Here is a 23342-nt window from a genome sequence, read left to right as displayed (position 1 = left end):
GCCCGATGCGGGTTCAAATGGGGCGCGTATCGTCCGGGTCGGCGGGGCGGCGCTGCGGCATCAGCAACAAGATGCTCGCGAGCGGCCACAGCGCGGCTTCGACGAAACCGTCGATCAGATAACTCCAGCCCGGAAACGCCGCACCGGTCAACAACCGGATCACGAACGGCACCAGTTGCGCGACGACGAGTAGCGGCATCACCGCGAACGTTTGCACGCCGAGCGACATCCACAGCACGCGGCGGTGAATCGTGATCGCGCCGTACGACAGCAGCGTGTAGGCGAGCGCGTGCTCGCCGAGCAGGCTCGCGTTGTGCACGTCCATCAGCAGGCCCAGAAAAAACGCGATGCCCATGCCGACCTTGCGCGGCTGATGCACATTCCAGAACAGCAACACGAGCGCGACGAAATCGGGCACGCCGGCGAGACGCCCCCACGGCATCAGGTTCAGCAGGAACGCGGAGGCGAGGCTGAACGCGATGAAGTACGGGTTGACCGGCTGCAGGATGTATTGCGGGCGATTCATGGCTGAGCCCCCGGCTCGGCTTGCGGCTTCGCGTTCTTCGCGGCGGCCGGTTTGTCGGCTTTTCGGTCGGCTGCGGGCTTTTCGGACTTCTTGTCGGCGGCGGGTTTTTCGGACTTCTTGTCGGCGCTGGGTTTGGCCGGCGCCTTCTCCGTGGATTTGGCTGCCGGCTTTTCGGCCGCGGCTTTGTCGGCGGTGTTCTTGTCGGCCGGCTTGGCGGCCGCGGATTTGTCCGCCGCGCCCTTGCCTTCCGCGGCTTTGGCGCCCTTCTTCGCTTTCGCTTCTTTCGCGACGGTCGCCGCGTCGGGCTCGTCGGCCGGGCGCGGTGGCGCGGTGTTCTGGACGTGCAGCACCAGCACCTGACGCGCGCCGCGCACCGCCGCGACCGGCAGACTGACCACGCGGGCAAACGCGGTGTCGGCCTGCCTGTCGACGCGCACGACCTTCGCGACCGGCAGCCCCGGCGGATACACGCCGTCGAGACCGCTGGTGACGAGCTCGTCGCCGGTCTGCACGTCGGCGCTGATCGGCACGAAGCGCAGATCGAGCGTGTCGCCCTTCGGCGTGCCGTAGATCACGCTGCGCAAGCCGGTGCGCAGAATTTCGACCGGCACCGCCTGGTCCTTGTCCGTCAGCAGCGTGACTTCGGCCTGCAGCGGGAACACCCGTGTGACCTGGCCGATTACGCCGTCCTCGTCGACGACCGGCGAGCCGTTCTGGATGCCTTGCTGCGCGCCGCGTCCGATCACGACCTTCTGCGTGAACGGATCGCGCGTGTCGTACTGGATTTCGGCGGGAAGCGATTGCGTGGTCAGCTGCTGCGACAGTTGCATCAGTGCGCGCAGATGACTATTTTCGGCAGCGAGCGACGCGGCCGTGTTGGCCTGCTGCGACAGCTGCAGGTCCTTCTCGCGCAGCTTTGCGTTTTCGTTGCGCAGCGTGGCGCTCGTCACGGCGAGGTCGGCGGCGCCCATGAAGATGTCGCGCGGCACGAGCGCCGCGCGCTGCAACGGATAAAGACCCGCGCCGAGCACGCCGCGGACGATTTCGAGCGTCCGGAAACGGGCGTCGGAGATCAGCAGGGCAAGCGCCAGCACGACGAAGAACACCAGTCGCGCGAGAGCGGAGGGGCCTTGCTTGAACAGGGGCGGCGGACTGTATTCCATGGTCGGCGCCGGGGGCGTGAGCGGTTGGGTGAGACGGCGGCGCGCTAGGCAAGCGCGTTCAGCGCGCGGAGGCTGGTCGGCCCAGCCAACGACAAAGCGGCCCGCAAGGGGCCGTGTGCCAGATCCGCGCTACTGACATGGGAGGAAGGCTCGCTTACTCGTACGAGAAAATGCTGCCGAGCTTGTCCATGCGCTCGAGCGCCATGCCCGAGCCGCGCACGACGCAAGTCAGCGGATCTTCGGCGACGAGCACCGGCAGGCCGGTTTCTTCGGCGAGCAGTCGGTCGAGATCGCGCAGCAGCGCGCCACCGCCGGTCAGCATCATGCCGCGCTCGGCGATGTCCGCGCCGAGTTCCGGCGGCGTTTGTTCCAGTGCGATCTTCACCGACGACACGATCTGGTTCAGCGGATCGGTCAGCGCTTCGAGGATTTCGTTGCTGGAGATCGTGAAGCTGCGCGGAATGCCTTCCGACAGATTGCGGCCCTTCACTTCCATTTCCTTGACTTCGGAGCCCGGGAACGCGGAGCCGATTTCCTTCTTGATGGCTTCGGCGGTCTGCTCGCCGATCAACATGCCGTAGTTGCGGCGGATGTAGTTGACGATCGCTTCGTCGAATTTGTCACCACCGACGCGCACCGAGCCCTTGTACACGATGCCGCCGAGCGAGATCACGCCGACTTCGGTCGTGCCGCCGCCGATGTCGACGACCATCGAACCCGTTGCTTCCGACACCGGCAGGCCCGCGCCGATCGCGGCGGCCATCGGCTCTTCGATCAGGTACACCTGCGAGGCGCCCGCGCCATGCGCGGCTTCCTTGATCGCGCGACGCTCGACCTGGGTCGAACCGCACGGCACGCAGATGATGATGCGCGGCGACGGCGAGAACATACGCGATTCGTGAGCAGTCTTGATGAACTGCTTGATCATCTGCTCCGTGACGGTGAAGTCGGCGATCACGCCATCTTTCATCGGGCGGATCGCCTCGATGTTGCCCGGCACCTTGCCGAGCATCTGCTTGGCTTCCTTGCCGACTGCCTGAATGGTCTTCTTGCCGTTCGGGCCGCCTTCCTGGCGGATCGACACGACCGACGGTTCGTCGAGAACGATGCCCTTGCCGCGCATGTAGATAAGCGTGTTGGCGGTGCCTAGGTCAATGGCCAGATCGTTGGAGAAGTAGCTGCGCAAAAAACCGAACATTCAAAATCCTGTCTCGCTGGGGGCCGGGCCTCGCACCGTATGCGTAGGACGGCAGCGGAATAAATAACAGCTTCAACCGGGCGGTAGCGACGCCACATGAACTTGAAGCCGCGGGGGAGTCTACCGGAGGCCGTTGCAAAGCCAGGGCGGAAAACGCCGGACGTTCTTTGAATTGTCCGTAAGGCCTTGGTAAGTCGGTCCGGGTTTGGGTCGAACGCGTAATCATACCTTATAATTTTGGATGTTTTGAAGGAAACGGAGCGTACATTTTGCCGTTGCCGCTCCTTTTTTTAGATTGCCCTATCTTGTCGTAACCCGCTGTTAAAGCGCGACTTTTTAACTGTAGTGACATTCCACCCTTTCCGGTGATTGCATGGCTCTGACCCTGACCGATGTAAAACGCATCGCGCATCTTGCGCGGCTCGAACTGGCCGATTCCGACGCCGAGCACACGCGTGCCCAGCTCAATGATTTTTTCGGCCTCGTCGAGCAGATGCAGGCGGTCGATACCACCGGCATCGCCCCGCTTGCCCACCCGATCGAGCAGATCGAAGACGTCGCGCTGCGTCTGCGTGACGACGCCGTCAGCGAGACGGTCGAGCGCGAGGCTTTCCAGCGCCCCGCGCCGGCCGTTCAGGACGGCCTGTACCTCGTGCCGAAGGTGATCGAATAAGACCCGCCGGGCAGAGCCCCGGCCCGGCGGCGGCGCGAGCCTTTCGTGCCGCAGCCGCGCGGCGTCGCCGCGAACCTTGCCGGGCTGGTCTGCCGACGGGCAACCGAACGCCTCCACGGCAGCGTGACCACGCTGCCGCGCTTTCCAGGATAAAACGCAATGCATGAAAAAAGTTTGACCGAACTGCGCGCCGCGCTCGCGGCCAAGGAATGCTCCGCAGTCGAACTGGCGCAGTTGTACCTGAAGCGGATCGACGCGGCCAACAGCCTGAACGCGTTCATCCAGGTCGATCCCGAACTGACGCTCGCGCAGGCGAAAGCCGCCGACGCGCTGCTGCACACCGGCCACGCCGGCCCGCTCGTCGGCCTGCCAATCGCGCACAAGGACGTGTTCGTCACGAAGGGCTGGCGCTCCACGGCCGGCTCGAAGATGCTCGCGAACTACGAAAGTCCGTTCGACGCGACCGTGGTCGCGCGTCTGCAGAACGCCGGCATGGTGTGCGTGGGCAAAACCAACATGGACGAGTTCGCGATGGGCTCGTCCAACGAGAATTCGTACTTCGGGGCCGTGCAGAATCCGTGGGACCGCAAGGCCGTGCCGGGCGGATCGTCGGGCGGCTCCGCGGCCGCCGTGGCCGCGCGTCTCGCGCCCGCCGCGACCGGCACCGACACCGGCGGCTCGATCCGCCAGCCGGCGTCGTTCTCGGGCATCACCGGCATCAAACCGACGTATGGCCGCGTGTCGCGTTACGGCATGATCGCGTTCGCGTCGTCGCTCGATCAGGGCGGCCCGATGGCGCAATGCGCCGCGGACTGCGCTACGCTGCTCAACGCGATGGCCGGCTTCGACGAGCGCGACTCGACGAGCCTGTCGCACGAGCACGAGGACTACACGCGCTACCTCGGCAAGTCGTGGCGGGACGGCGGCGCTGACAAGCCGCTCGCCGGCCTGCGCATCGGCCTGCCGAAGGAGTACTTCGGCGCCGGTCTCGCCGACGACGTGCGCGCGTCGATCGACGCCGCTCTGAAGCAATACGAAGCGCTCGGCGCGACGCTCGTCGAGGTGTCTCTGCCGAAAACCGAACTGTCGATCCCGGTCTACTACGTGATCGCGCCGGCCGAAGCCTCGTCGAACCTGTCGCGTTTCGACGGCGTGCGCTTCGGCCACCGCGCGGCCGAGTACCGCGATCTGCTCGACATGTACAAGAAGTCGCGCGCCGAAGGCTTCGGCCCCGAAGTGAAGCGCCGCATTCTGGTCGGCACCTACGTGCTGTCGCACGGCTACTACGACGCGTACTACCTGCAGGCGCAGAAGATCCGCCGCATCATCGCGCAGGACTTCCAGGAAGCGTTCAAGCAGTGCGACGTGATCATGGGACCGGTCGCGCCGTCGGTGGCATGGGACATCGGCGCGAAGGGCGACGACCCGGTGCAGATGTATCTGGCCGACATCTACACGTTGTCGGTGAGTCTCGCCGGCCTGCCGGGCATGAGCGTGCCGTGCGGTTTCGGCGCGGGCGCGAATGCGCAGCGCCCGGTCGGTCTGCAGATCATCGGCAACTATTTCAATGAAGCCCGGATGCTTCAGGTGGCCGACGCGTTCCAGCGCGCGACCGCCTGGCACCGTCAGGCACCGGCAGGAGTGTGAGCACCATGACCAAACAATGGGAAGTCGTGATCGGTCTGGAGACCCACACGCAGTTGTCGACGCATTCGAAAATCTTCTCGGGCACCGCGACGCAATTCGGCGCCGCGCCGAACACCCAGGCCAGTCCCGTCGATCTGGCGTTGCCGGGCACGCTGCCCGTGATGAACCGCGGCGCGGTCGAACGCGCGATTCAGTTTGGCCTCGCGATCGGCGCAACGGTGGCGCCGCGCAGCATTTTCGCGCGCAAAAACTACTTCTACCCCGATCTGCCGAAGGGCTATCAGATCAGCCAGTACGAAATCCCCGTCGTGCAGGGCGGCCAGGTGACGATCCAGGTGCCGGCCAATGAAAAGACGGGCACGCAAGCGTACGAGAAAACCATCAACCTGACCCGCGCCCACCTCGAGGAAGACGCGGGCAAGTCGCTGCACGAAGACTTCGCGGGCATGACCGGCATCGACCTGAATCGTGCCGGCACGCCGCTGCTCGAAATCGTCACCGAGCCGGAAATGCGCAGCGCCGCCGAGGCCGTTGCCTACGCGAAGGCGCTGCACACGCTCGTCGTGTGGCTCGGCATCTGCGACGGCAACATGCAGGAAGGCTCGTTCCGCTGCGACGCGAACGTGTCGGTGCGTCCGGTCGGCCAGAAGGAATTCGGCACCCGCACCGAGACCAAGAACCTGAACTCGTTCCGCTTCCTCGAAGAAGCGATCCAGTACGAAGTGCGTCGCCAGATCGAGCTGATCGAAGATGGCGGCACGGTGGTGCAGGAAACGCGTCTATACGATCCGGACAAGCGCGAAACGCGCTCGATGCGCAGCAAGGAAGACGCGCACGACTACCGCTATTTCCCCGACCCCGACCTTATGCCGCTCGTGATCGACGCCGCATGGGTCGAGCGCGTGAAGAGCGAGATGCCTGAGCTGCCGGAAGCGATTCAGCGGCGCTTCGTGTCGCAGTACGGCCTCACGCCCTACGACGCGAACATGCTGACCTCGAGCAAGGCGACGGCCGCATACTACGAAGCGGTGGTCGCGAAGGTCGGCCCGGCCAACGCGAAGGTCGCGGCGAACTGGGTGATGGGCGAAGTGTCGTCGCAGCTCAATCGCGAAGGCCTCGACATTGCCGCGTGCCCGGTCTCGGCCGCGCAGCTCGCGGTGATTCTGCAACGCATTGCCGACGGTACGATCTCCAACAAGATCGCGAAGGAAATCTTCCTCGCGATCTGGGAAGAGAAGGCCACCGACGAAGCCGCCGCTGATCGCATCATCGAGGCGAAGGGGCTGAAGCAGATCTCGGACACCGGCGCGCTCGAAGCGATCATCGACGAAGTGCTCGCCGCGAACCAGAAGTCGGTCGACGAATATCGCGCCGGCAAGGAAAAGGCGTTCAACGCGCTGATCGGCCAGGCGATGAAAGCAACCAAGGGTAAGGCCAACCCTGCTCAGGTCAATGAATTGCTCAAGAAAAAGTTGTCCTGAGTTGAAGTGCCGCGGCCGGGCGTGATCACGGCCGTGTCACCACGGGCCGTTGCCGGATCGAAGCAGGGCAACGGCCCGTTTTATTTTGCGGACCCGCTTCAGCCGGTTAAGCGTAGACCACGGAGTGTGTGCATGACAAATCATCCCGATCTCGACGATTTCCGCGTGCCGTACTTCGACGACGGCAAGAAGAAGAACCACTTCTCGCTCGACCATTACGATCCGAAGGCGAAGCCGTTTTCGAGCGGCTCGAAAGAAGCGGACCGCGCGCGTCTGTCGCAAGTGGGCCTGCTGCTCGACAACCTGCAGGAGCGGCTGCACGCGCAGCGCAAGCGTCGCGTTCTGCTGGTGCTGCAAGGCATGGACACGAGCGGCAAGGACGGCACGATCCGCGCGGTATTTCACGAAGTCGACCCGCTCGGCTTGCGCATCGTGCCGTTCAAGGCGCCGACGCCCGTCGAACTCGCGCACGACTTCCTGTGGCGCGTGCATTCGCAGGCACCCGCGGCCGGCGAGCTGACGATCTTCAATCGCAGTCACTACGAAGACCTGCTCGTGCCGACCGTGCAGGGCGAACTCGACGCGGACGAGTTCCAGCAGCGCTGCTGCCACATCCGTCAGTTCGAGCAGTTGCTCTCCCACAGCGGCGCGACGATTGTCAAGTGCATGCTGCATATTTCGAAGGACGAGCAGCGAGTGCGTTTGCAGGAGCGCATCGACGATCCGCTGAAGCACTGGAAATTCGACGTGTCGGATCTCGAAGCGCGCAAGCAGTGGGACGCATATCAGTCCGCGTATCGCGACGCGCTGGCCGCGACGTCGACCGAATACGCGCCGTGGTACGTGATTCCGGCCGACTCGAAGACGCATCGCAACGTGATGGTCGCCGAACTGCTGCTGCGCACGCTCAATGCGCTGAAGCTCGAATATCCGCCAGCCAAGGAAGCGCTGAAGGGCGTCAAGGTCGAGTGAACGCGGCCTCGCTCTTTGGCTTCAGAAACGAATCGAACAAAAGAGGAACGACATGTTGCGTGTGATTACCGCCAACCTCAATGGCATCCGCTCGGCGGCGAAGAAGGGCTTTTTCGAATGGTTCGGCGAACAGGGCGCCGACGTGCTGTGCGTGCAGGAAATCAAATGCTCGCAGGACGACATGACGCCGGAGTTCATGGCGCCGCACGATTTCACCGGCTATTTTCAGCACGCGGTGAAGAAGGGGTACAGCGGCGCGGGCGTCTATACGCGTCATGAGCCGGACGAAGTGGTGATCGGCTTCGGCAGCGAGGAGTTCGACCCGGAAGGGCGCTATGTCGAGCTGCGTTTCGGCAAGCTGTCGGTGGTCTCGGTGTATGTGCCGTCGGGGTCGAGCGGAGACGAGCGCCAGCAGGCCAAATTCCGTTTCATGGACGAGTTCATGCCGCATCTCGCCGAGCTGGCGAAGGAACGCGAGGTGATCGTATGCGGCGACGTGAACATCGTGCACAAGGAAATCGACATCAAGAACTGGAAGAGCAACCAGAAGAATTCGGGCTGCCTGCCCGAAGAGCGCGCGTGGCTCGACAAACTGTTCGACGAAGTCGGCTATGTGGACGTGTTCCGCACGCTCGACCAGCGGCCCGAGCAGTACACGTGGTGGAGCAATCGCGGTCAGGCGTATGCGAAGAATGTCGGGTGGCGGATCGATTATCAGATCGCGACGCCGGGCATCGCAAGCAAGGCGAAGCGTACCGACGTGTTCCGCGACATCAAGTTCAGCGACCATGCGCCGCTGACCGTCGACTACGACCACAAGGTCAACAAGTAAGCGCACCAGCCGCGGCGCGTGCAGCGCCGTGGCCCGCCAGCAGTCGGTAGAAGCGGGGTATCAGTCGCGCGCCGTCTTGCGGGTCGGCCGGCCGATCCCCGCGTAATCGGGCAACTCGTCGACGCTCTTGCCGATTGCCTTCGCATACAGCGACAGCATGTCCGGCAGCCGCTTGATGATGTCGTCGCGGCGCGCCGGTGTGTACGGGTGCACGTAGATGAAGCCCTGCTCGCGATTGCCGCGCGTCGCTTGCGCGAGCTTGTCCCACAGCGTGACCGCCGCGCGCGGATCGAAGCCGGCGCGCGACGCGATATCGCTGCCGATCACGTCGGCTTCGGTTTCGTCGGTGCTCTCGTACTTCATTTCCAGCAGACGCGAACCGATGCCTAACGGCGCCATGCCCAGGTCGGCAAGGCCGAACAGTTGCGGGATCGTGCCGGACGAATCGAGCTGGCTCGCCTGCAACTGACCGAGCCGCATGCGCGCGTGCTCGCGCAACGCGTGCGCGATCTCGTGGCCGATCAGCATGCCGACCTCGTTGTCGTTCAGGCGCACGCGATCGAGTATCCCGCTGTAGACGACGATCTTGCCGCCCGGCAGGCAGTACATGCGGATGTCGTTCGAGCGCACCACCGCGACTTCCCACTTCCAGCCCTTGGCTCGCTCGTTCCATTTCAGCGAGTACGGAATCATCCGGTCGATGATCGAGCGCACGCGCGTCACGCGCGCGTCCGTGTCGCCGTACAGGCGGTTCGCGTGGCTGGCGCCGTAGACGATCTGGCTGAACTCTTCGGCGGCCTGCGCCTCGAGCATCGACGACGGGATCAGGTTGCGGAACACCATGTAGCCGCCGTAGCGCAGTTGGGGGCTCACGTAGTAGGGCGGCGGGACGGCCGCGGGGGCCGACGCGCCGGCGCTCGGAGCGCTGCCGCTAGCGCCGGACGCGCCCGCGGCACCGGCGTTGGCGTTGGCGCCGGTATTGTTATTCGCGCCAGGGTTGGCGCCGCCGGCGCCGCTGTTGTTGCCGGCCGCAGCCGAGGTCGCGTTTTCGGCGCTGGCGCCGCTTGGCGCGGACTTGGCCGCAGGCGTCGGGGCCGGGTTGGCTGTCGCACCGCTCGTGGTCGCGGCGGCAGCCGGCGCGGGCGCTTGCGCGCCGCTCACCGGGCTGGCGCCAGTCGCTGGTGTGCCCGCCGCATAGGCGCCCATCGGCATCGCCAGCGCGACGCTCGCGCAGCCGAGTACGCCTGCGGCGCTGAGTGCGGTGCGGCGCGCGCGGGTCGGAAACGGTACCTTCACGACCGGTCCCTCCACGGCGCGATGCGCACCAGCAGCAGCATGCCCGGCACCGCGAGCGCGGTACAGAGGATGAAATAGTCGAACCAGCCGATCCGCGCGACCACAAAGCCGCTCGCCGCCGACGCGAGCGTGCGCGGCACCGACGCGAGGCTCGTGAACAGTGCGAACTGCGTCGCGGTGTAGCGCGGATCGGTGGTGCTCGCGATGTATGCGGTGAACGCGGCCATCGTCAGACCGGTGGCGAAGGTCTCGAAGCCGTACACCAGCGCGAGCGCGACCGAGCGCGGATCGAGCTGCACGCTCCAGTCGATGCCGACCAACGACAGCAGCTTCGTCGTCCCTTGGCTCAGCGCGACGGCGATGTTGTAAATCGCGGCAAGTCCGGGTGAATCCGGGCCGAGATGCGCGAGCCACGCGAAGCCGAGCGTCGACACCATCTGCAGCAATCCGAAGATCCACAAGCCACGGCCGATGCCGATCCTCATCAGCCAGATGCCGCCGATGATGCCGCCGGCGAGACTCGCGCCGAATGCCGTGGTCTTCGCGATCACGCCGATTTGCGTGCGCGAAAAGCCGATGTCGAGGAAGAACGATGTGGACAGCGTGGTCGCCATCGTATCGCCGAGCTTGTAGAGAAAGATGAAGCCGAGCACGAAGAGGGCACCGCGCCAGCCGTCGCGCTGAATGAATTCCCTGAACGGCTCGACGATCGCCTCGCGCAGATTCTTCGGCGGCTGGCCATGCACCTCGGGCTCGCGCACGACCAGCGTCATCAGAACGCCAGGCAGCATGAACGCAGCCGTCACGATGAACACAGTGCTCCACGGCAGATGATCGGACAATATCAACGCGAGCGAACCGGGCACGAGCGCCGCGATCTTGTACGCGTTCACGTGCACCGCGTTGCCGAGGCCCTGCTGCGTATCGCTGAGCAATTCACGCCGGTATGCGTCGATCACGATGTCGGAGCTCGCGCCGAAAAACGCGACCAGCGCAGTCAGCGCGGCGACGCTCCAGATCGCTTCACGCGGCGACACGAAACCGAGCGTCGCCATCGCGCCGGCCACGAGCAATTGTGTGACGAGCATCCAGCCGCGCCGTCGGCCGGGCCGCCAGCCGGGCACGCGCGGCACGTAGCGGTCCATCAGCGGCGCCCAGACGAATTTCCAGGTGTACGGAAACTGGATCAGCGCGAACAGGCCGATTTCCTTCAGATTGACGCCTTCCGAGCGCAGCCACGCCTGCACGAGGTAGACGAGCGTAAACAGCGGCAATCCCGAAGTGAAGCCGAGAAAGACGCAAATCAGCATGCGCGTATTCAAAAACGCGCGCCAGCCGGGATGTTCTTCGTGAGCGGTAAGTGCGGGCGCCTCGTGCGGCGGGTTCGACATGTGGATAACTGAGGTTAGCTTTTCTTGACGCGATAGACCGCAAGACTACCACGCCAGTTCACGCCCCACCGCACCACCTGTCCGTCGTGCAGCACGACACGATCGAGAATTTCGATGCCGACTTCGGGCGCGAGCGCTTCGAAGTCCTTGATCGTCAGCACGCGCACGTTCGGCGTGTTGTGCCATTGATAAGGCAGCGACTTCGACACCGGCATGCGCCCTTGCAGCACCGACAGCCGGTGCGCCCAGTAGCCGAAATTCGGAAACGACACGATGCATTGCTTGCCGACCCGCACCGTCTCGCGCAGGATCGCAGCGGTCTGATGAATGGTCTGCAGCGTCTGCGACAGCACCGCGAAATCGAAGCTGCCGTCTTCGAACAGGCGCAGGCCGTCTTCGAGATTCTGCTGGATCACGTTGACGCCGTTCTGCGTCGCGGCGAGCACGCCGGCGTCGTTGATCTCGATGCCGTAGCCCTGCACCTCCAGTTCCTCGTTCAGCAGCGACAGCAGCGAGCCGTCGCCGCAGCCGAGATCGAGAACGGTCGCGCGCGGTTCGACCCAGCGGGCGATCGCGCGGAAGTCCGGGCGCGATGCCAGGTAATCAAGTGCTCGCTGGTTCATGCGTTGACCTCGTTTGCAATGCGTTCGTAGTAGGCGCGCAGCAGGTTGTGATAGCGCGCGTCGTCGAGCAGGAAGGCGTCGTGGCCGTGCGGCGCGTCGATCTCCGCGTAGGTGACCGTGCGCTTGTGATCGAGCAGCGCCTTCACCAGTTCGCGCGAGCGAGCCGGCGCGAAACGCCAGTCGGTCGAGAAGCTCGCGATCAGATACTTCGCGGTGGTGTGCGCGAGCGCGGCGGTCAGATCGCCGTCGAAGGCCTTGGCCGGATCGAAGTAGTCGAGCGCGCGCGTGATCAGCAGGTAGGTGTTGGCGTCGAAGTAGTCGGCGAACTTGTCGCCCTGATAGCGCAGATAGGATTCCACTTCGAACTCGACATCGAAGCTGAAGTTGTAGTCGTCGAGCGCGCCTTCCGCGCGACGCAGCGAGCGGCCGAATTTCTCGGCCATGTCGTCGTCCGACAGATACGTGATGTGGCCGATCATGCGCGCGACGCGCAGGCCGCGCTTCGGCTTCACGCCGTGCGCGTAGTAGTTGCCGCCGTGGAAGTCGGGGTCCGACAGAATCGCGGAGCGCGCGACCTCGTTGAACGCGATGTTCTGCGCGGACAGCTTCGGCGTCGATGCGATCACGATGCAATGGGCGACGCGCTCCGGATACATCATGCTCCACGCGAGCGCCTGCATGCCGCCGAGGCTGCCGCCCATCACGGCGGCGAAGCGAGTGATGCCGAACGCGTCGGCGACGCGCGCTTGGGCGTTGACCCAGTCTTCGACGGTGACGACCGGAAACGTCGCGCCATACGGCTTACCGGTGGCCGGGTCGATGCTCATCGGCCCGGTCGAGCCGAAGCACGAGCCGAGGTTGTTCACGCCGATCACGAAAAATTTGTCGGTATCGAGCGGCTTGCCGGGGCCGACCAAATTGTCCCACCAGCCGATGTCCTTCGGATTGTCGGCGTACACGCCCGCCACGTGATGCGATGCGTTCAGCGCGTGGCACACGAGCACCGCATTGCTGCGCGCGGCATTGAGCGTGCCGTAGGTCTCGACCATCAGGTCGTAGCCCGCGAGCGAGCTGCCGTTGCGCAATCGCAGCGGCTCGGTGAAATGCATTTTTTGGGGAGCGACGATGCCGATGGAGTCCATTCATTCCGCCATTGAGTCAACAGGGCGGCTAAACGGCGTCGGCGAAGCACGAGGAGAAGGGCGGTGTGCGCAGCTGACGACCTCTTTAGCCGCATTTATAGTGAACCGCGGGCCTGAGGCCCAAGGTTCGCGCGCCCGCAATCGAGTCAGCAAATCGGCGCGTGAAAGGGGGAAACCGGGTGCAACGTGTTCGGGATGCCTTGGCGCGGTCTGTTATGCATCGTGGGACCGCGGCGGCGTCAGGCGCAAAGTATAGCGGAAAATACCACGCGGCAGCGGCGCGGGCGGTGCCGCGCGAAGGGACCGAGTCCTCGCGGACTACTGAAGAATCAGCAGCAGTTGCTCGTCCGCGTGTTCGGCGGGCGGCCGCGCGAAACCGCTGCGCACATAGCGATGCCAGCGGCCGATCACGTAGCTCACCAGCAGGCTCGCGCGAATCGCGGGATCGTAGCCGGCGGGCAGTGCGGTGGATTGCGGCGCAATCTGCGGGTCGGTATGGCCAGTGGCGTGGTTATCGGCACGGGCAAGCGCTTCGGTCTGCGCGAGTCGCAAGCACTGCTTCAGCGATGCCTCGACCCGTTCGAGCATCTGGTTCACGCGCTCGGTCAGCCGTTCGTGCTCGCCGACCAGCGCCTCGCAGGTCAGCACCCGCGTCATGCCGGGATTTTTCGCGGGGAAGTTGAGCAGCATCAGCGCGATCGAGCGCGCCTGCAGCACGCCGTTGCTTTCGTGACCGGTGATCTGGTTGATGAGGCCGAACAGCGTCTGCTCGATGAACTCGATCAGCCCTTCGAACATCTGCAGCCTTGCTGGCGAAATGACGATACAGCGCGGCTTCCGACACACCGAGCCGGGCGGCGAGCGCGGCCGTGGTGACCTTTTCGCTCTTCGGCGCCTCTAGCATGCTGGCGAGCGTCTGCAGGATGTGCACGCGACGCTCGCCCGGCTTCGGACGCGTTGCGCGTGTCGCGGCGGAGGATGCCGCTGAGGCTTCGTCAGGCTTGTCGATCGGCTGCATGGCTGTCGTCCCCCGGCTGATGTCGTTGGCGGCTTTCGTCCCTACTGTCCCGGCTTGCGTCCCTTCCATCGAACCGCGCGCGTGCCCAGTCGTAGCGATTTTAGCGAACGAATGCTGCGGTCGACATAATGCGGCCGGCCGGTGCCCGGCAGGCGCGTCGGTACGCCAGCCGCGTGCGGCTTGCGCGGCAGGTGCCCGGTGATCCACACGGTGCGGATGCCGAGCCGCCGATAGTTCTTCAGGTGCGAGCGCGTGTCCTCGACGAGGATCGCGTCTTTCAGCGACACGTGCGCGTCGCGCATCGCGCGGCGCAGCATCGCGTGATCGGGCTTCGCGCGCCATTGACGGCGATCGCGCATGTGCTCGATCGCGATCACGCGCTCGAACAGCCGCTCGATGCGCAACTCGGCGAGCACCGCGCGCGCGTAGCTTTCGGGCGCATTGGTCAGCACGATCTTGCGGCCCGGCAGCGCCGCGACGAGCCGCGCGACGCCGCGCTCGTGGCGGATCATCGAGCCGAGGTCGGGGAACGTGTGCACGACCTTCAGGAAGTCGTGCGCGTCGAGCGGATGATGACGCGTGAGCCCGAGCAGTGCCGCGCCGTAGCGCAGCGTGTAGCCGGTGCGCAGACGGTTGGCTTCGTCGATGTCGACTTGCAGCGCGTCGATGATGTACCGGGTCATGCCGCGATTGATCGCGGGAAAAATGGCATGCGACGCGCGATGCAGCGTGTTATCGAGATCGAACAGCCAGACTGGCTTGCCGCTCGCGATGTCAGGACGGCGGCGCCGCGAAGTGGGGGTGCGCATGGTGGAGGTCTTCAGCCGCTGACGGGCGTTTCATGCTGCGGATGCGGAGAGTTTGCCGCATCGACGCCCGGGGCGCGCATAGGCTGCCGGCCGCGAGATGCGGCACAGGCGTCGCGCCGCTCGGACGCAACCCCTGTGCCGGGGATGCCGCAACGCTCAATGCGAGCGGATCATCGTGCCGAATGGCTGTTCGGTCAGGATTTCGAGCAGCACCGAGTGTTCGATGCGGCCGTCGATGATGTGCACCGAGCGCACGCCGCTCTTCGCCGCATCGAGCGCGGACGAGATTTTCGGCAGCATGCCGCCGGAGATCGTGCCGTCTTCGAACAGGCCGTCGATTTCGCGCGCCGACAGGTCGGTCAGCAGATTGCCTTCCTTGTCCATCACGCCGGGGATGTTGGTCATCATCACGAGCTTTTCGGCGTTCAGCACGACCGCCAGTTTGCCCGCGACGAGGTCCGCGTTGATGTTGTACGACAGACCGTCTTCGCCGAAGCCGATCGGCGAGATTACCGGAATGAACGCGTCGTCCTGCAGTGCCTTCACGACCGCCGGGTTGATCGCTTCCACTTCGCCGACCTGGCCGATGTCGACGTACTGGCCAGGCTTTTCTCGATCCGGCATCAGCATCTTGCGCGCGTGGATCAGGCCGCCGTCCTTGCCGGTCAGGCCGACCGCGTGGCCGCCGAAGTGGTTGATCAGCATCACGATGTCCTGCTGCACCTCGCCGCCGAGCACCCATTCGACGACTTCCATCGTCTCTTCGTCGGTGACGCGCATGCCCTGGATGAACGTGCCCTGTTTACCGATTTTCTTAAGCGCCTGGTCGATTTGCGGACCACCGCCGTGCACGATGACCGGGTTGATGCCAACCAGCTTCAGCAGAATCACGTCGCGCGCGAAACCCTGCTTCAGACGCTCTTCGGTCATGGCGTTGCCGCCGTATTTGATGACCACGGTCTTGCCGTGATACTGGCGGATGTAAGGCAGCGCCTCGGCCAGAATTTCGGCTTTCAGGGTGGGCGCAATCTGCGAGAGGTCGGGAAGCTCGGACATGGCGGCAGGCTCGGGCACGGAACAGTTAAAACAGCGCGAATTGTACAGGACTGGCGCGCTGCAACAGGGTTTTCGGCAGCGGCGCGAGCGACGGTCGGTGCAGGTTTGGCGGACCGCACCTTGACGGGCCACGGGGGCGGGCAAACAGCAAGCGTAACGCACTTGCGTGACGGCCGTGCATTGGCCGAACGGACGGCTGCACCTAGGCGTATCAGTCATGGCATCATGATCTGACCGATGCCCCCGGCCTTTCGCGCCCATCCGCAATGAAACCGTCTTCTACCCGTTCCGGGAGCAGCGCGCGCTGTCCGCGCTGCGGCAATGCCTTCGACTGCGGCATGCAGGGCGAGACATCATCTCCGTGCTGGTGCCGTGCTTTGCCACCGCTGCCGGCAGAGCGGCTGAAGCCGGGGGGCCGCTGCTTGTGCCCGGAATGTCTCGCCGCGGAGATTGCCCAGGCGACACGCGAGGCAAGTGGCGTTGAACGGCCGTAAACGCTGCGTTTGCCAACGGCCGATCTGAACCCGCCTATGCACCGCGATGCTGCGCCACCAGCGCTCGCAGATCGCGCGCCACTGCTTCCAGCGCCGGCTCCCACTCGCCGAACCGCGGCTGCCGATACAACGTGGCGCTCGGATACCACGGGCTGTCGCCGCGCTCCAGTAACCAGACCCAATGCGGATTGACGTCGAGCAGCACCCACGTGTGCTGGCCGAGCGCGCCGCTCAGATGCGCGACCGATGTGCATACGGTGATCACGAGGTCGAGCGCGCCGACGAAGGCGGCGGTCTCGTCGAAGGTGGCGAGGCTCGCGGTGTGATCGATGATGCGCAGGCCGGCCGCGCGGGCGGCGGCGACCTCGGCGACCGCGCCCGGCTGCAGCGAGTAGAAGGTGACGTCGTCGATGCCGGCGAATTGCGCGGCATAGCGCTGCCAGCCGACGCTGCGAAACGGGTTGCGCTGATGCCCGCGGCTACCCGTCCAGGCGAGGCCGACCTTCACGCGGCGCCCGTCGGCAACGCGTTCGCGCCACGCCGCAAGCGCGGCCACATCGGCGAACAGGTAGGGCGCGGCTGGAATGCTCTCTTCGCGGGTATCGAAGATTAGCGGCAAGCTCAGCAGCGGAATTTCATAGTCCATCGGCGGCAGCGATTCGACGCCGCCGCCGGACGAGAAATCGTCGACATGAGCGCCGAGGCTGCGCGGGAGCAGCGCGCCCATCTGCGGAAACGAATTCCACACCACGCGGCCGCCGTCACGATGCACACGCTCGGCCAGCATCGGGATATAGCGGCTGAACTGCAGCACGTCGCCCATCCCCTGTTCGCCCCAAACCAGCAGCGTCTTGCCGGCGAGCGGCTCGCCGCGCCAGATCGGCGCCGGCATCACGGGACGGCTGCCGCCGAGCTCCCTGGAGCCGTCCCAGCGCGCCTCGTGCGATACCCACCCTTCGGCGTATCGGCCGCGCAGGAGTTGCAGCATGCCGAGGTTCGAGCGCATCGTCGGGTTCTGCGGGGCGAGCTCGCAGGCCGTCGTGGCGGCCTGTTCGGCGTCGTCCCAGCGTTGCGCTTCACGTAACGTCAGCGCATAGTTGTTGTAAGCCAGCGGACTGACAGGCGCGCGCTGCACGGCCTGGACACCGGCTTCGAGCGCGTGGGGCAAGTCCAGACTCTGGCGATACGCGTTGGCGAGGTTGATCCATGCGTTGCCATCGTCGGGGGCATCGCAAATTGCGGCTTCGAGCAGCGCGAGCCGTTCGCTCAGATCTCCGTCGGTAAGCGTCAGCGCGCTCGCGAGATTGTTGCGTAGCTGCGGCAGCGCGGGGTCGAGCGCCAGCGCACGGCGATACGGAGGGATCGCGTCGGCATGCCGGCCGGCCATCTGCAGCGCGTAGCCGGCGCGGAAGTGCGCGACGGCGCTCCCCGCATCGAGTTCGGCAATAATGGCGGCGAGATCGATCGCCTCCGCATGGCGCTTCTGCGCGAGCCACGCGGCGATCAGCGCGTCGAGCGAGGCGCCGTCGAGCGGATGCAGTTTGGCCGCGGCGTCCAGGGAACGAGCTTCGTCCGCCGTGGCGCCGCTGGCTCGGGACGCGGCGGCATCGCGCAGCAAGGTCAGGAATGCGGACGAAGCGTCGGCTTCGCGAATCGCGGTGGGTACCATGAACGGATGGCGCGGAGCAGTCGTCAATGCAGCCTGGCGACGCGCGATGCTATTTGGAAGACAGTCATGTTACCGGCACTCGGCCGCCTGGTCAGCCATGCGGGTCCGAACGGGTAGACTAGGGTCATGCAACGTATAACCAACACCGGTCGCGTCAATCTCGGTCATCTGTTCTGGCTGCGCAGCCTCGCGATCATTGGTCAGCTGCTGACGATCGCGTTCGTGCAGATCTTCATCGGCGCCAATCTGCCGTTGCCCGCGATGCTGCTCGTGATCGGGCTCGAAGTGCTGTTCAATGCGCTCACATGGTTTCGCGTGTCGCAGCAGCGACCCGAGTCCAACATCGAGCTGTTCGGGCAGATCTGGGTCGATCTCGGCGCGTTGTCGGCGCTGCTGTTTCTGTCCGGCGGCACCACCAACCCGTTTGTATCGCTATACCTGCCATCGCTTGCAATCGCGGCGGCCGTGCTGCCGTGGTATCTGATGGCCTGGCTCGCGGCGTTCGCGGTCGCCTGCTACGCGATGCTCAGTTTCGATTCGGTGCCGCTCAATCTCGAGAATCCCGCCAACCTGTTCGACTACTACCGCTCGGGCATGTGGGTCAATTTCATGGTCAGCGTAGGGCTGATCGCGTGGTTCGTCGCGCGCATGTCGCGGGCACTGCGGCTTCGTGACGCAGCGCTTGGAGAAGCGCAGCAGCGCTTGCTTCAGGACGAACGGGCGGTCGCGCTCGGCGTGCAGGCGGCCACCGTGGCTCACGAAATCGGTACACCTCTGTCTACAATCGCAATGTTGTCAGAAGAATTGCGCGACGCGGCGCGCACCGACGCGGGACTCGCTCCCTACCGCGCCGATCTCGAACTGCTCGAGCAGCAGATGACGCTGTGCACGTCGGCACTCGCGCGCTTGCGCAGCCGCGCGACGACCACGACGAACCGTCAGCCGGTCGACGAATGGCTCGAATCGTTTGCCGAGCAATGGCGCCTGCGCCATCCGCACGTGAAGTTCGAGCGGCTCGGTACGCCGCCCGCCGATGTCAGTCTCAACGACACGGTGGCCGTCAGCCAGATACTGACGATCCTGCTCGACAACGCCGCGCGCGCGAGCCGCGATCACGTGACGCTGTCTTGCACGCTCGCGCCGCGCGGCGACCAGATCGTATTCGAAGTGTGCGACCACGGTCCAGGCATTCCGGTCGCGCTGCGCGGCTCGCTCGGCACGATGCCGGTGGAGAGCACGCAGGGCGGTCACGGCGTCGGTTTATATCTGGCGTTTTCGGCGGCGGCGCGTCTGAAGGGATCGATCGAGCTGACCGACGCCAACGGCGGGCGGCCGCGCGGCACGCGTGCGGTGCTGCGACTGCCGCTCGGCGCGCGCAAGATTTCCGGAGCGAGCCCGCAAGGCGCCGCGCCATCCAACACGGAGAAACAGGCATGAGCGAAAAGAATTTTCTGGTGATCGACGACGACGAAGTGTTCTCCGGCATCCTGGCGCGCGGCTTGACGCGGCGCGGCTACACGGTGAGCGAAGCGCACAACGCGGACGAGGCGATCCGGCTCGCGAATCAGCAGAAGTTCAGCGAGATCACGGTGGACCTGCATCTGGGCAACGACTCCGGCCTGACGCTCGTCGCGCCGTTACGCGATCTGCAGCCCGATGCGCGCATGCTGGTGCTGACCGGCTACGCGAGCATCGCCACCGCGGTGCAGGCGGTCAAGGACGGCGCCGACAACTATCTCGCGAAGCCCGCCAACGTCGAGACGATCCTGTCGGCGCTGCAAAGCGAGGCGAGCGCGTTGCAGGCAGAGGAGGCGATCGAGCATCCGCAGCCGCTGTCGGTGGCGCGGCTCGAATGGGAACATATTCAGCGGGTGCTCGCCGAACACAACGGCAATATCTCGGCGACCGCGCGCGCGTTGAACATGCATCGGCGCACGTTGCAGCGCAAGCTGGCGAAGCGGCCGGTGAGGCAGTAGGCCGCGATCGGGCGGCACAAGACAAAACGGGCTGCCTATCCGATATCCGAAGGCAGCCCGTTTTTCATGTATCAGCGCTTGGCGCTGTCACCGCGCATATCACAGCACGTAGCGCGACAGATCCTCGTCTTCCGCGACTTCGTTCAACGCGCGATCGACATACGCCGCGTCGATCTGCACTGTCCGGCCGGAATGATTGCCGGCCGAGAACGACACTTCCTCGAGCAGCTTTTCGATGACCGTATAAAGACGCCGCGCGCCGATGTTCTCAGTCTTCTCGTTGACGGAGTACGCGATCTCCGCAAGACGGCGGATGCCGTCGTCGGCGAATTCGAGGTGCACGTCTTCGGTCGCGAGCAGCGCCTGGTATTGTTTGACGAGGCTCGCATCCGTCGACACGAGGATCGATTCGAAGTCGTTGACCGACAGCGAGTCGAGTTCGACGCGAATCGGAAAGCGCCCCTGCAGTTCCGGGATCAGATCGCTCGGCTTCGCAAGATGAAACGCGCCGCTCGCGATGAACAGGATGTGATCGGTCTTCACCATGCCGTACTTGGTGTTGATCGTCGTGCCTTCGACGAGCGGCAGCAGATCGCGCTGCACGCCCTGACGGGACACTTCACCGCCGCCGGCTTCGTTGCGCGATGCGATCTTGTCGATTTCGTCGAGGAACACGATGCCGTTCTGTTCGACGTTCTGCACCGCCTTGGCTTTCACCTCTTCGTCGTTCAGCATCTTGCCGGCTTCTTCGTCGGTGAGCACCTTCAGCGCTTCCTTCACCTTCATCTTGCGGCGCGTCTTCTTGCCGCCGCCTATGTTGGCGAACATCGAGCGGATCTGCTCGGTCATGTCTTCCATGCCCGGCGGCCCCATGATGTCCATGCCGACCTGCGGCTGCTCGACGTCGAGCTCGATTTCCTTGTCGTCGAGCTGGCCTTCGCGCAGGCGCTTGCGGAACGTCTGACGCGTCGTGCTGCCTTCATCGGCGGTATCGGTCGAACTCGTGCTCGAACCGAAACCGACCGGCCGTGCGGTCGGCAGCAGAATGTCGAGAATGCGGTCTTCGGCCAGATCGCCGGCCTTGGTCCGCACTTTGCGCATTTCGGTTTCGCGAGTCTGTTTGACCGAAATTTCGATCAGGTCGCGCACGATGCTGTCCACGTCGCGGCCCACATAGCCGACTTCGGTGAACTTGGTTGCTTCGATCTTGATAAACGGCGCGTCGGCGAGCTTCGCGAGACGCCGCGCGATTTCGGTCTTGCCGACGCCGGTCGGTCCGATCATCAGGATGTTCTTCGGGGTGATTTCCTGGCGCAGCGGCTCGTCGACCTGCTGACGGCGCCAGCGGTTGCGCAGCGCGACGGCCACGGCTTTCTTCGCGCGGCCTTGGCCGATGATGTGTTTGTCGAGCTCGGAGACGATCTCGGCGGGGGTCATGGTGCTCATCGATGGGTCCTTACTCGATCGTCTCAATGACGCGGTTATGGTTCGTGTAGATGCACATGTCGCCGGCGATTTCCAGCGATTTCTCCACGATGTCGCGCGGCGATAGCTCGGTGTTGTCGGCAAGCGCCCTCGCGGCCGCCTGCGCGTACGCACCGCCCGAGCCGATCGCGCAGATGCCGCCTTCGGGGTCGAGCACGTCGCCGTTGCCGGTGATGACGAGCGTGGTGGTCGCGTCCGCGGCGATCAGCATCGCTTCGAGACGACGCAGCATGCGATCGGTGCGCCAGTCTTTCGCGAGCTCCACGGCCGCGCGCGTCAGATTGCCCTGATGTTTTTCGAGCTTCGCCTCGAAGCGGTCGAGCAGCGAGAAGGCATCCGCCGTGCCGCCGGCGAAGCCGACCAGCACCTTGCCGTTATAGATGCGCCGGACCTTCTTCGCGCCGCCTTTCATGACGATGTTGCCGAGCGTCACCTGGCCGTCGCCGCCGAGCGCCACCTTGTTGCCGCGGCGCACGGAAACGATCGTCGTGCCGTGAAATTGCTCCATATGCGTTCCTCTTTGCAAAACGGGTAGGACGCGGCAGCGCTGCGCGCTACCGCATGAATCCAGTCAGCGGACGGCGCGCCGGCTGGCGCGCTCGTGAGCGCATGTTCGATCTATTTTAGGGCGGGCGCGGTCATATCAAGATCCGCCGGAAGGCCTAGGGAGAAAAACTGAAAATCCGCTCAGGAAGCCTGAGAAACGAGGCGGGAACGCGAGGCGGGACGGGAGGGATGGCGGAGCTTGCGCGGACGTCGCGCAAAAAGAAAAGGCGCACGGTTCACCGTGCGCCTCTAGACGAAGCAGCGTTTCAGGGCGCGAGGCAGAAGCCGCGCCTCAGCTAATCAGTCGCCGAACAGTTTCTGGCGCAGTTCGCGGCGCTCTTGTGCTTCGAGCGACAGCGTGGCTGTAGGCCGTGCGAGCAGACGCGGAATGCCGATCGGCTCGCCGGTTTCTTCGCACCAGCCGTAGTCGCCCGCCTCGATGCGCGCGATCGATTGCTGCACCTTCTTCAGCAGCTTGCGTTCGCGGTCGCGCGTGCGCAGTTCGAGCGCATGCTCTTCCTCGATCGTGGCGCGATCGGCCGGGTCCGGCACGATGACCGTTTCACGCAGATTCTCGGTCGTCTGGCCAGCATTGCGGAGAATGTCCGCCTGCAACTGTTCGAGCCTGTTCTTGAAGAAGGCGAGCTGATCCTCATTCATGTAATCCTTGTCGCTCATCTTCAGGATTTCGGCTTCGGTCAAGAGTCGTTTCGTCGTCATCTGGCTTACTTCTTCAATGTGAGGCAAAACTCATAGTGCCCGCACTTTCGTATTGCCCGCAAACGCGTCGCGTGGACGCGCGGCGCAGGGTGGTCACGAACGTTGGGCTGTCGTGACGCCGAAGCGCCTGGCATCCACACACACCGGGCGTTGCTAGCTACGCCGCTGCGGGGCCGAACTCCTCTGGAAACCGATTCACACATGCTCCTGAGGCATCGCTCGCCGACAAGCGCTTGCCCTTTCAGGCCGTGCCCGCCAGCGTTTTCGGCGTGTCTCCGGACAAGATTTTCCGGCGCCGTTTCAGGCCCGTCGCGGGATACGCGCGACCGGGCAATTCGTTGTCATTCTCCAGTGGGCACGTATTGTAACTGAATCACAATCCGGCACCGCAACTGCCGAAATTCCGCCTGCGGTGCAGCGATATCCCGAAAATATAACGCGCACAAAGCCAAAAAGCGATGGTCGTGCACGCTTTAATGCAGCAGGGTTTTCACGCGGTTTTCATATAGCCGGCAATCGCACGGTCTTGGTGCCGCGGCATCGCAGTTTCTGCAGAGGATTCACGCCCGCGCAGTCGGCGTCGCGCGTCTCGGCGCAATAGAAGTAGCACGACGCATGCCGCGCT

21 protein-coding genes and 1 pseudogene are annotated in these 23342 nt (G+C 64.6%); 8 read left to right on the top strand and 14 right to left on the bottom strand.

Annotated elements, in window-relative coordinates:
* Positions 1 to 13: 13 nt before the first annotated feature.
* The 3 genes from mreD to AB4Y34_RS18545 all read right to left on the bottom strand — a co-directional run bounded on the left by mreD (position 14) and on the right by AB4Y34_RS18545 (position 2887).
* Positions 14 to 526 carry a rod shape-determining protein MreD gene (mreD, locus tag AB4Y34_RS18555; RefSeq protein ID WP_176109827.1) on the bottom strand — a complete coding sequence of 171 codons (513 nt, stop codon included), beginning with the start codon at positions 524 to 526 and terminating at the stop codon, positions 14 to 16.
* On the bottom strand, positions 523 to 1689 hold the full coding sequence (gene mreC, locus AB4Y34_RS18550) for a rod shape-determining protein MreC (RefSeq protein ID WP_176380656.1): 1167 nt from the start codon (positions 1687 to 1689) through the stop codon (positions 523 to 525). Before mreC ends, mreD begins: the two co-directional genes overlap by 4 nt.
* A gap of 154 nt (positions 1690 to 1843) precedes the next feature.
* Entirely contained in the window at positions 1844 to 2887 is a 1044-nt protein-coding gene (locus AB4Y34_RS18545) for a rod shape-determining protein (RefSeq protein WP_004189550.1), read from the bottom strand.
* A gap of 373 nt (positions 2888 to 3260) precedes the next feature.
* On the opposite strand from AB4Y34_RS18545, the gene gatC reads away from it, so the two are divergent.
* The 5 genes from gatC (at position 3261) to AB4Y34_RS18520 (ending at position 8492) form a co-directional block, all read left to right on the top strand.
* Positions 3261 to 3560, top strand: coding sequence for an Asp-tRNA(Asn)/Glu-tRNA(Gln) amidotransferase subunit GatC (gene gatC / locus AB4Y34_RS18540; RefSeq protein ID WP_176109825.1), 300 nt, complete (start codon positions 3261 to 3263; stop codon positions 3558 to 3560).
* Between the two features lie 159 nt (positions 3561 to 3719).
* Entirely contained in the window at positions 3720 to 5207 is a 1488-nt protein-coding gene (gene gatA, locus AB4Y34_RS18535; protein ID WP_368716813.1) for an Asp-tRNA(Asn)/Glu-tRNA(Gln) amidotransferase subunit GatA, read from the top strand.
* A 5-nt stretch (positions 5208 to 5212) separates the two neighbouring features.
* Positions 5213 to 6688: an Asp-tRNA(Asn)/Glu-tRNA(Gln) amidotransferase subunit GatB gene (gene gatB / locus AB4Y34_RS18530; protein ID WP_176380658.1), complete on the top strand. Its 1476-nt coding sequence runs from the start codon at positions 5213 to 5215 to the stop codon at positions 6686 to 6688.
* 132 nt (positions 6689 to 6820) lie between these two features.
* Positions 6821 to 7660 (top strand): PPK2 family polyphosphate kinase, encoded by an 840-nt coding sequence (locus AB4Y34_RS18525; RefSeq protein WP_368716812.1) that lies wholly within the window; start codon positions 6821 to 6823, stop codon positions 7658 to 7660.
* Between the two features lie 52 nt (positions 7661 to 7712).
* Positions 7713 to 8492, top strand: coding sequence for an exodeoxyribonuclease III (locus AB4Y34_RS18520; protein WP_176109821.1), 780 nt, complete (start codon positions 7713 to 7715; stop codon positions 8490 to 8492).
* 60 nt (positions 8493 to 8552) lie between these two features.
* Here AB4Y34_RS18520 and AB4Y34_RS18515 read toward each other — a convergent pair whose 3' ends face one another.
* From AB4Y34_RS18515 to argB, 7 genes and pseudogenes are all read right to left on the bottom strand, one after another.
* Positions 8553 to 9788 carry a M48 family metallopeptidase gene (locus AB4Y34_RS18515; protein ID WP_368716811.1) on the bottom strand — a complete coding sequence of 412 codons (1236 nt, stop codon included), beginning with the start codon at positions 9786 to 9788 and terminating at the stop codon, positions 8553 to 8555.
* Positions 9785 to 11179, bottom strand: a complete 1395-nt coding sequence (locus AB4Y34_RS18510) for an AmpG family muropeptide MFS transporter (RefSeq protein WP_176109819.1) — start codon at positions 11177 to 11179, stop codon at positions 9785 to 9787. The genes AB4Y34_RS18515 and AB4Y34_RS18510 overlap by 4 nt, the downstream gene beginning before the upstream one ends.
* Positions 11180 to 11193: 14 nt before the next feature.
* Positions 11194 to 11802, bottom strand: a complete 609-nt coding sequence (gene metW, locus AB4Y34_RS18505) for a methionine biosynthesis protein MetW (RefSeq protein WP_013088070.1) — start codon at positions 11800 to 11802, stop codon at positions 11194 to 11196.
* Positions 11799 to 12944 carry a homoserine O-acetyltransferase gene (locus AB4Y34_RS18500; RefSeq protein WP_176367374.1) on the bottom strand — a complete coding sequence of 382 codons (1146 nt, stop codon included), beginning with the start codon at positions 12942 to 12944 and terminating at the stop codon, positions 11799 to 11801. The genes metW and AB4Y34_RS18500 overlap by 4 nt, the downstream gene beginning before the upstream one ends.
* Before the next feature lie 318 nt (positions 12945 to 13262).
* Positions 13263 to 13962 (bottom strand): annotated as a pseudogene (slmA, locus tag AB4Y34_RS18495) (nucleoid occlusion factor SlmA).
* A gap of 41 nt (positions 13963 to 14003) precedes the next feature.
* On the bottom strand, positions 14004 to 14771 hold the full coding sequence (locus tag AB4Y34_RS18490; protein WP_176380664.1) for a pyrimidine 5'-nucleotidase: 768 nt from the start codon (positions 14769 to 14771) through the stop codon (positions 14004 to 14006).
* Positions 14772 to 14927: 156 nt separating this feature from the next.
* The gene (argB, locus tag AB4Y34_RS18485; protein WP_013088074.1) at positions 14928 to 15827 is read right to left on the bottom strand and encodes an acetylglutamate kinase; all 900 of its coding nucleotides are present in this window, start codon (positions 15825 to 15827) and stop codon (positions 14928 to 14930) included.
* 266 nt (positions 15828 to 16093) lie between these two features.
* Between argB and AB4Y34_RS18480 the strand changes: the two genes are divergently transcribed.
* On the top strand, positions 16094 to 16321 hold the full coding sequence (locus AB4Y34_RS18480; RefSeq protein WP_176109814.1) for a cysteine-rich CWC family protein: 228 nt from the start codon (positions 16094 to 16096) through the stop codon (positions 16319 to 16321).
* A 34-nt stretch (positions 16322 to 16355) separates the two neighbouring features.
* Here the strand turns inward: AB4Y34_RS18480 and AB4Y34_RS18475 are convergent, their stop codons facing one another.
* The gene (locus AB4Y34_RS18475) at positions 16356 to 17990 is read right to left on the bottom strand and encodes a hypothetical protein (RefSeq protein WP_368716854.1); all 1635 of its coding nucleotides are present in this window, start codon (positions 17988 to 17990) and stop codon (positions 16356 to 16358) included.
* Between the two features lie 126 nt (positions 17991 to 18116).
* Between AB4Y34_RS18475 and AB4Y34_RS18470 the strand changes: the two genes are divergently transcribed.
* The gene (locus AB4Y34_RS18470; RefSeq protein WP_368588335.1) at positions 18117 to 19427 is read left to right on the top strand and encodes an ATP-binding protein; all 1311 of its coding nucleotides are present in this window, start codon (positions 18117 to 18119) and stop codon (positions 19425 to 19427) included.
* A complete protein-coding gene (locus tag AB4Y34_RS18465; RefSeq protein WP_013088076.1) occupies positions 19424 to 19966 on the top strand; it encodes a response regulator transcription factor in 543 nt (180 codons plus the stop codon). Before AB4Y34_RS18470 ends, AB4Y34_RS18465 begins: the two co-directional genes overlap by 4 nt.
* A 99-nt stretch (positions 19967 to 20065) precedes the next feature.
* Here the strand turns inward: AB4Y34_RS18465 and hslU are convergent, their stop codons facing one another.
* The 3 genes from hslU to dksA all read right to left on the bottom strand — a co-directional run bounded on the left by hslU (position 20066) and on the right by dksA (position 22717).
* Positions 20066 to 21412 carry an ATP-dependent protease ATPase subunit HslU gene (gene hslU / locus AB4Y34_RS18460; RefSeq protein ID WP_176109812.1) on the bottom strand — a complete coding sequence of 449 codons (1347 nt, stop codon included), beginning with the start codon at positions 21410 to 21412 and terminating at the stop codon, positions 20066 to 20068.
* A gap of 10 nt (positions 21413 to 21422) precedes the next feature.
* A complete protein-coding gene (gene hslV, locus AB4Y34_RS18455) occupies positions 21423 to 21959 on the bottom strand; it encodes an ATP-dependent protease subunit HslV (RefSeq protein ID WP_176367378.1) in 537 nt (178 codons plus the stop codon).
* A 338-nt stretch (positions 21960 to 22297) separates the two neighbouring features.
* Entirely contained in the window at positions 22298 to 22717 is a 420-nt protein-coding gene (gene dksA / locus AB4Y34_RS18450) for an RNA polymerase-binding protein DksA (RefSeq protein WP_008923580.1), read from the bottom strand.
* Positions 22718 to 23342 lie beyond the last annotated feature (625 nt).

Source organism: Paraburkholderia sp. BR10954, assembly GCF_040965775.1.
In the GTDB taxonomy this organism is placed as follows: domain Bacteria; phylum Pseudomonadota; class Gammaproteobacteria; order Burkholderiales; family Burkholderiaceae; genus Paraburkholderia; species Paraburkholderia youngii.
This window is presented reverse-complemented; position numbering and strand designations above follow the sequence as displayed.

What these genes read in the sequence shown, in the direction of transcription:
- mreD (WP_176109827.1), bottom strand. Translation starts at nt 526, where the DNA reads ATGAATCGCCCGCAATACATCCTGCAGCCGGTCAACCCGTACTTCATC.
- mreC (WP_176380656.1), bottom strand. Translation starts at nt 1,689, where the DNA reads ATGGAATACAGTCCGCCGCCCCTGTTCAAGCAAGGCCCCTCCGCTCTC.
- AB4Y34_RS18545 (WP_004189550.1), bottom strand. Translation starts at nt 2,887, where the DNA reads ATGTTCGGTTTTTTGCGCAGCTACTTCTCCAACGATCTGGCCATTGAC.
- gatC (WP_176109825.1), top strand. Translation starts at nt 3,261, where the DNA reads ATGGCTCTGACCCTGACCGATGTAAAACGCATCGCGCATCTTGCGCGG.
- gatA (WP_368716813.1), top strand. Translation starts at nt 3,720, where the DNA reads ATGCATGAAAAAAGTTTGACCGAACTGCGCGCCGCGCTCGCGGCCAAG.
- gatB (WP_176380658.1), top strand. Translation starts at nt 5,213, where the DNA reads ATGACCAAACAATGGGAAGTCGTGATCGGTCTGGAGACCCACACGCAG.
- AB4Y34_RS18525 (WP_368716812.1), top strand. Translation starts at nt 6,821, where the DNA reads ATGACAAATCATCCCGATCTCGACGATTTCCGCGTGCCGTACTTCGAC.
- AB4Y34_RS18520 (WP_176109821.1), top strand. Translation starts at nt 7,713, where the DNA reads ATGTTGCGTGTGATTACCGCCAACCTCAATGGCATCCGCTCGGCGGCG.
- AB4Y34_RS18510 (WP_176109819.1), bottom strand. Translation starts at nt 11,179, where the DNA reads ATGTCGAACCCGCCGCACGAGGCGCCCGCACTTACCGCTCACGAAGAA.
- metW (WP_013088070.1), bottom strand. Translation starts at nt 11,802, where the DNA reads ATGAACCAGCGAGCACTTGATTACCTGGCATCGCGCCCGGACTTCCGC.
- AB4Y34_RS18500 (WP_176367374.1), bottom strand. Translation starts at nt 12,944, where the DNA reads ATGGACTCCATCGGCATCGTCGCTCCCCAAAAAATGCATTTCACCGAG.
- AB4Y34_RS18490 (WP_176380664.1), bottom strand. Translation starts at nt 14,771, where the DNA reads ATGCGCACCCCCACTTCGCGGCGCCGCCGTCCTGACATCGCGAGCGGC.
- argB (WP_013088074.1), bottom strand. Translation starts at nt 15,827, where the DNA reads ATGTCCGAGCTTCCCGACCTCTCGCAGATTGCGCCCACCCTGAAAGCC.
- AB4Y34_RS18480 (WP_176109814.1), top strand. Translation starts at nt 16,094, where the DNA reads ATGAAACCGTCTTCTACCCGTTCCGGGAGCAGCGCGCGCTGTCCGCGC.
- AB4Y34_RS18475 (WP_368716854.1), bottom strand. Translation starts at nt 17,990, where the DNA reads ATGGTACCCACCGCGATTCGCGAAGCCGACGCTTCGTCCGCATTCCTG.
- AB4Y34_RS18470 (WP_368588335.1), top strand. Translation starts at nt 18,117, where the DNA reads ATGCAACGTATAACCAACACCGGTCGCGTCAATCTCGGTCATCTGTTC.
- AB4Y34_RS18465 (WP_013088076.1), top strand. Translation starts at nt 19,424, where the DNA reads ATGAGCGAAAAGAATTTTCTGGTGATCGACGACGACGAAGTGTTCTCC.
- hslU (WP_176109812.1), bottom strand. Translation starts at nt 21,412, where the DNA reads ATGAGCACCATGACCCCCGCCGAGATCGTCTCCGAGCTCGACAAACAC.
- hslV (WP_176367378.1), bottom strand. Translation starts at nt 21,959, where the DNA reads ATGGAGCAATTTCACGGCACGACGATCGTTTCCGTGCGCCGCGGCAAC.
- dksA (WP_008923580.1), bottom strand. Translation starts at nt 22,717, where the DNA reads ATGACGACGAAACGACTCTTGACCGAAGCCGAAATCCTGAAGATGAGC.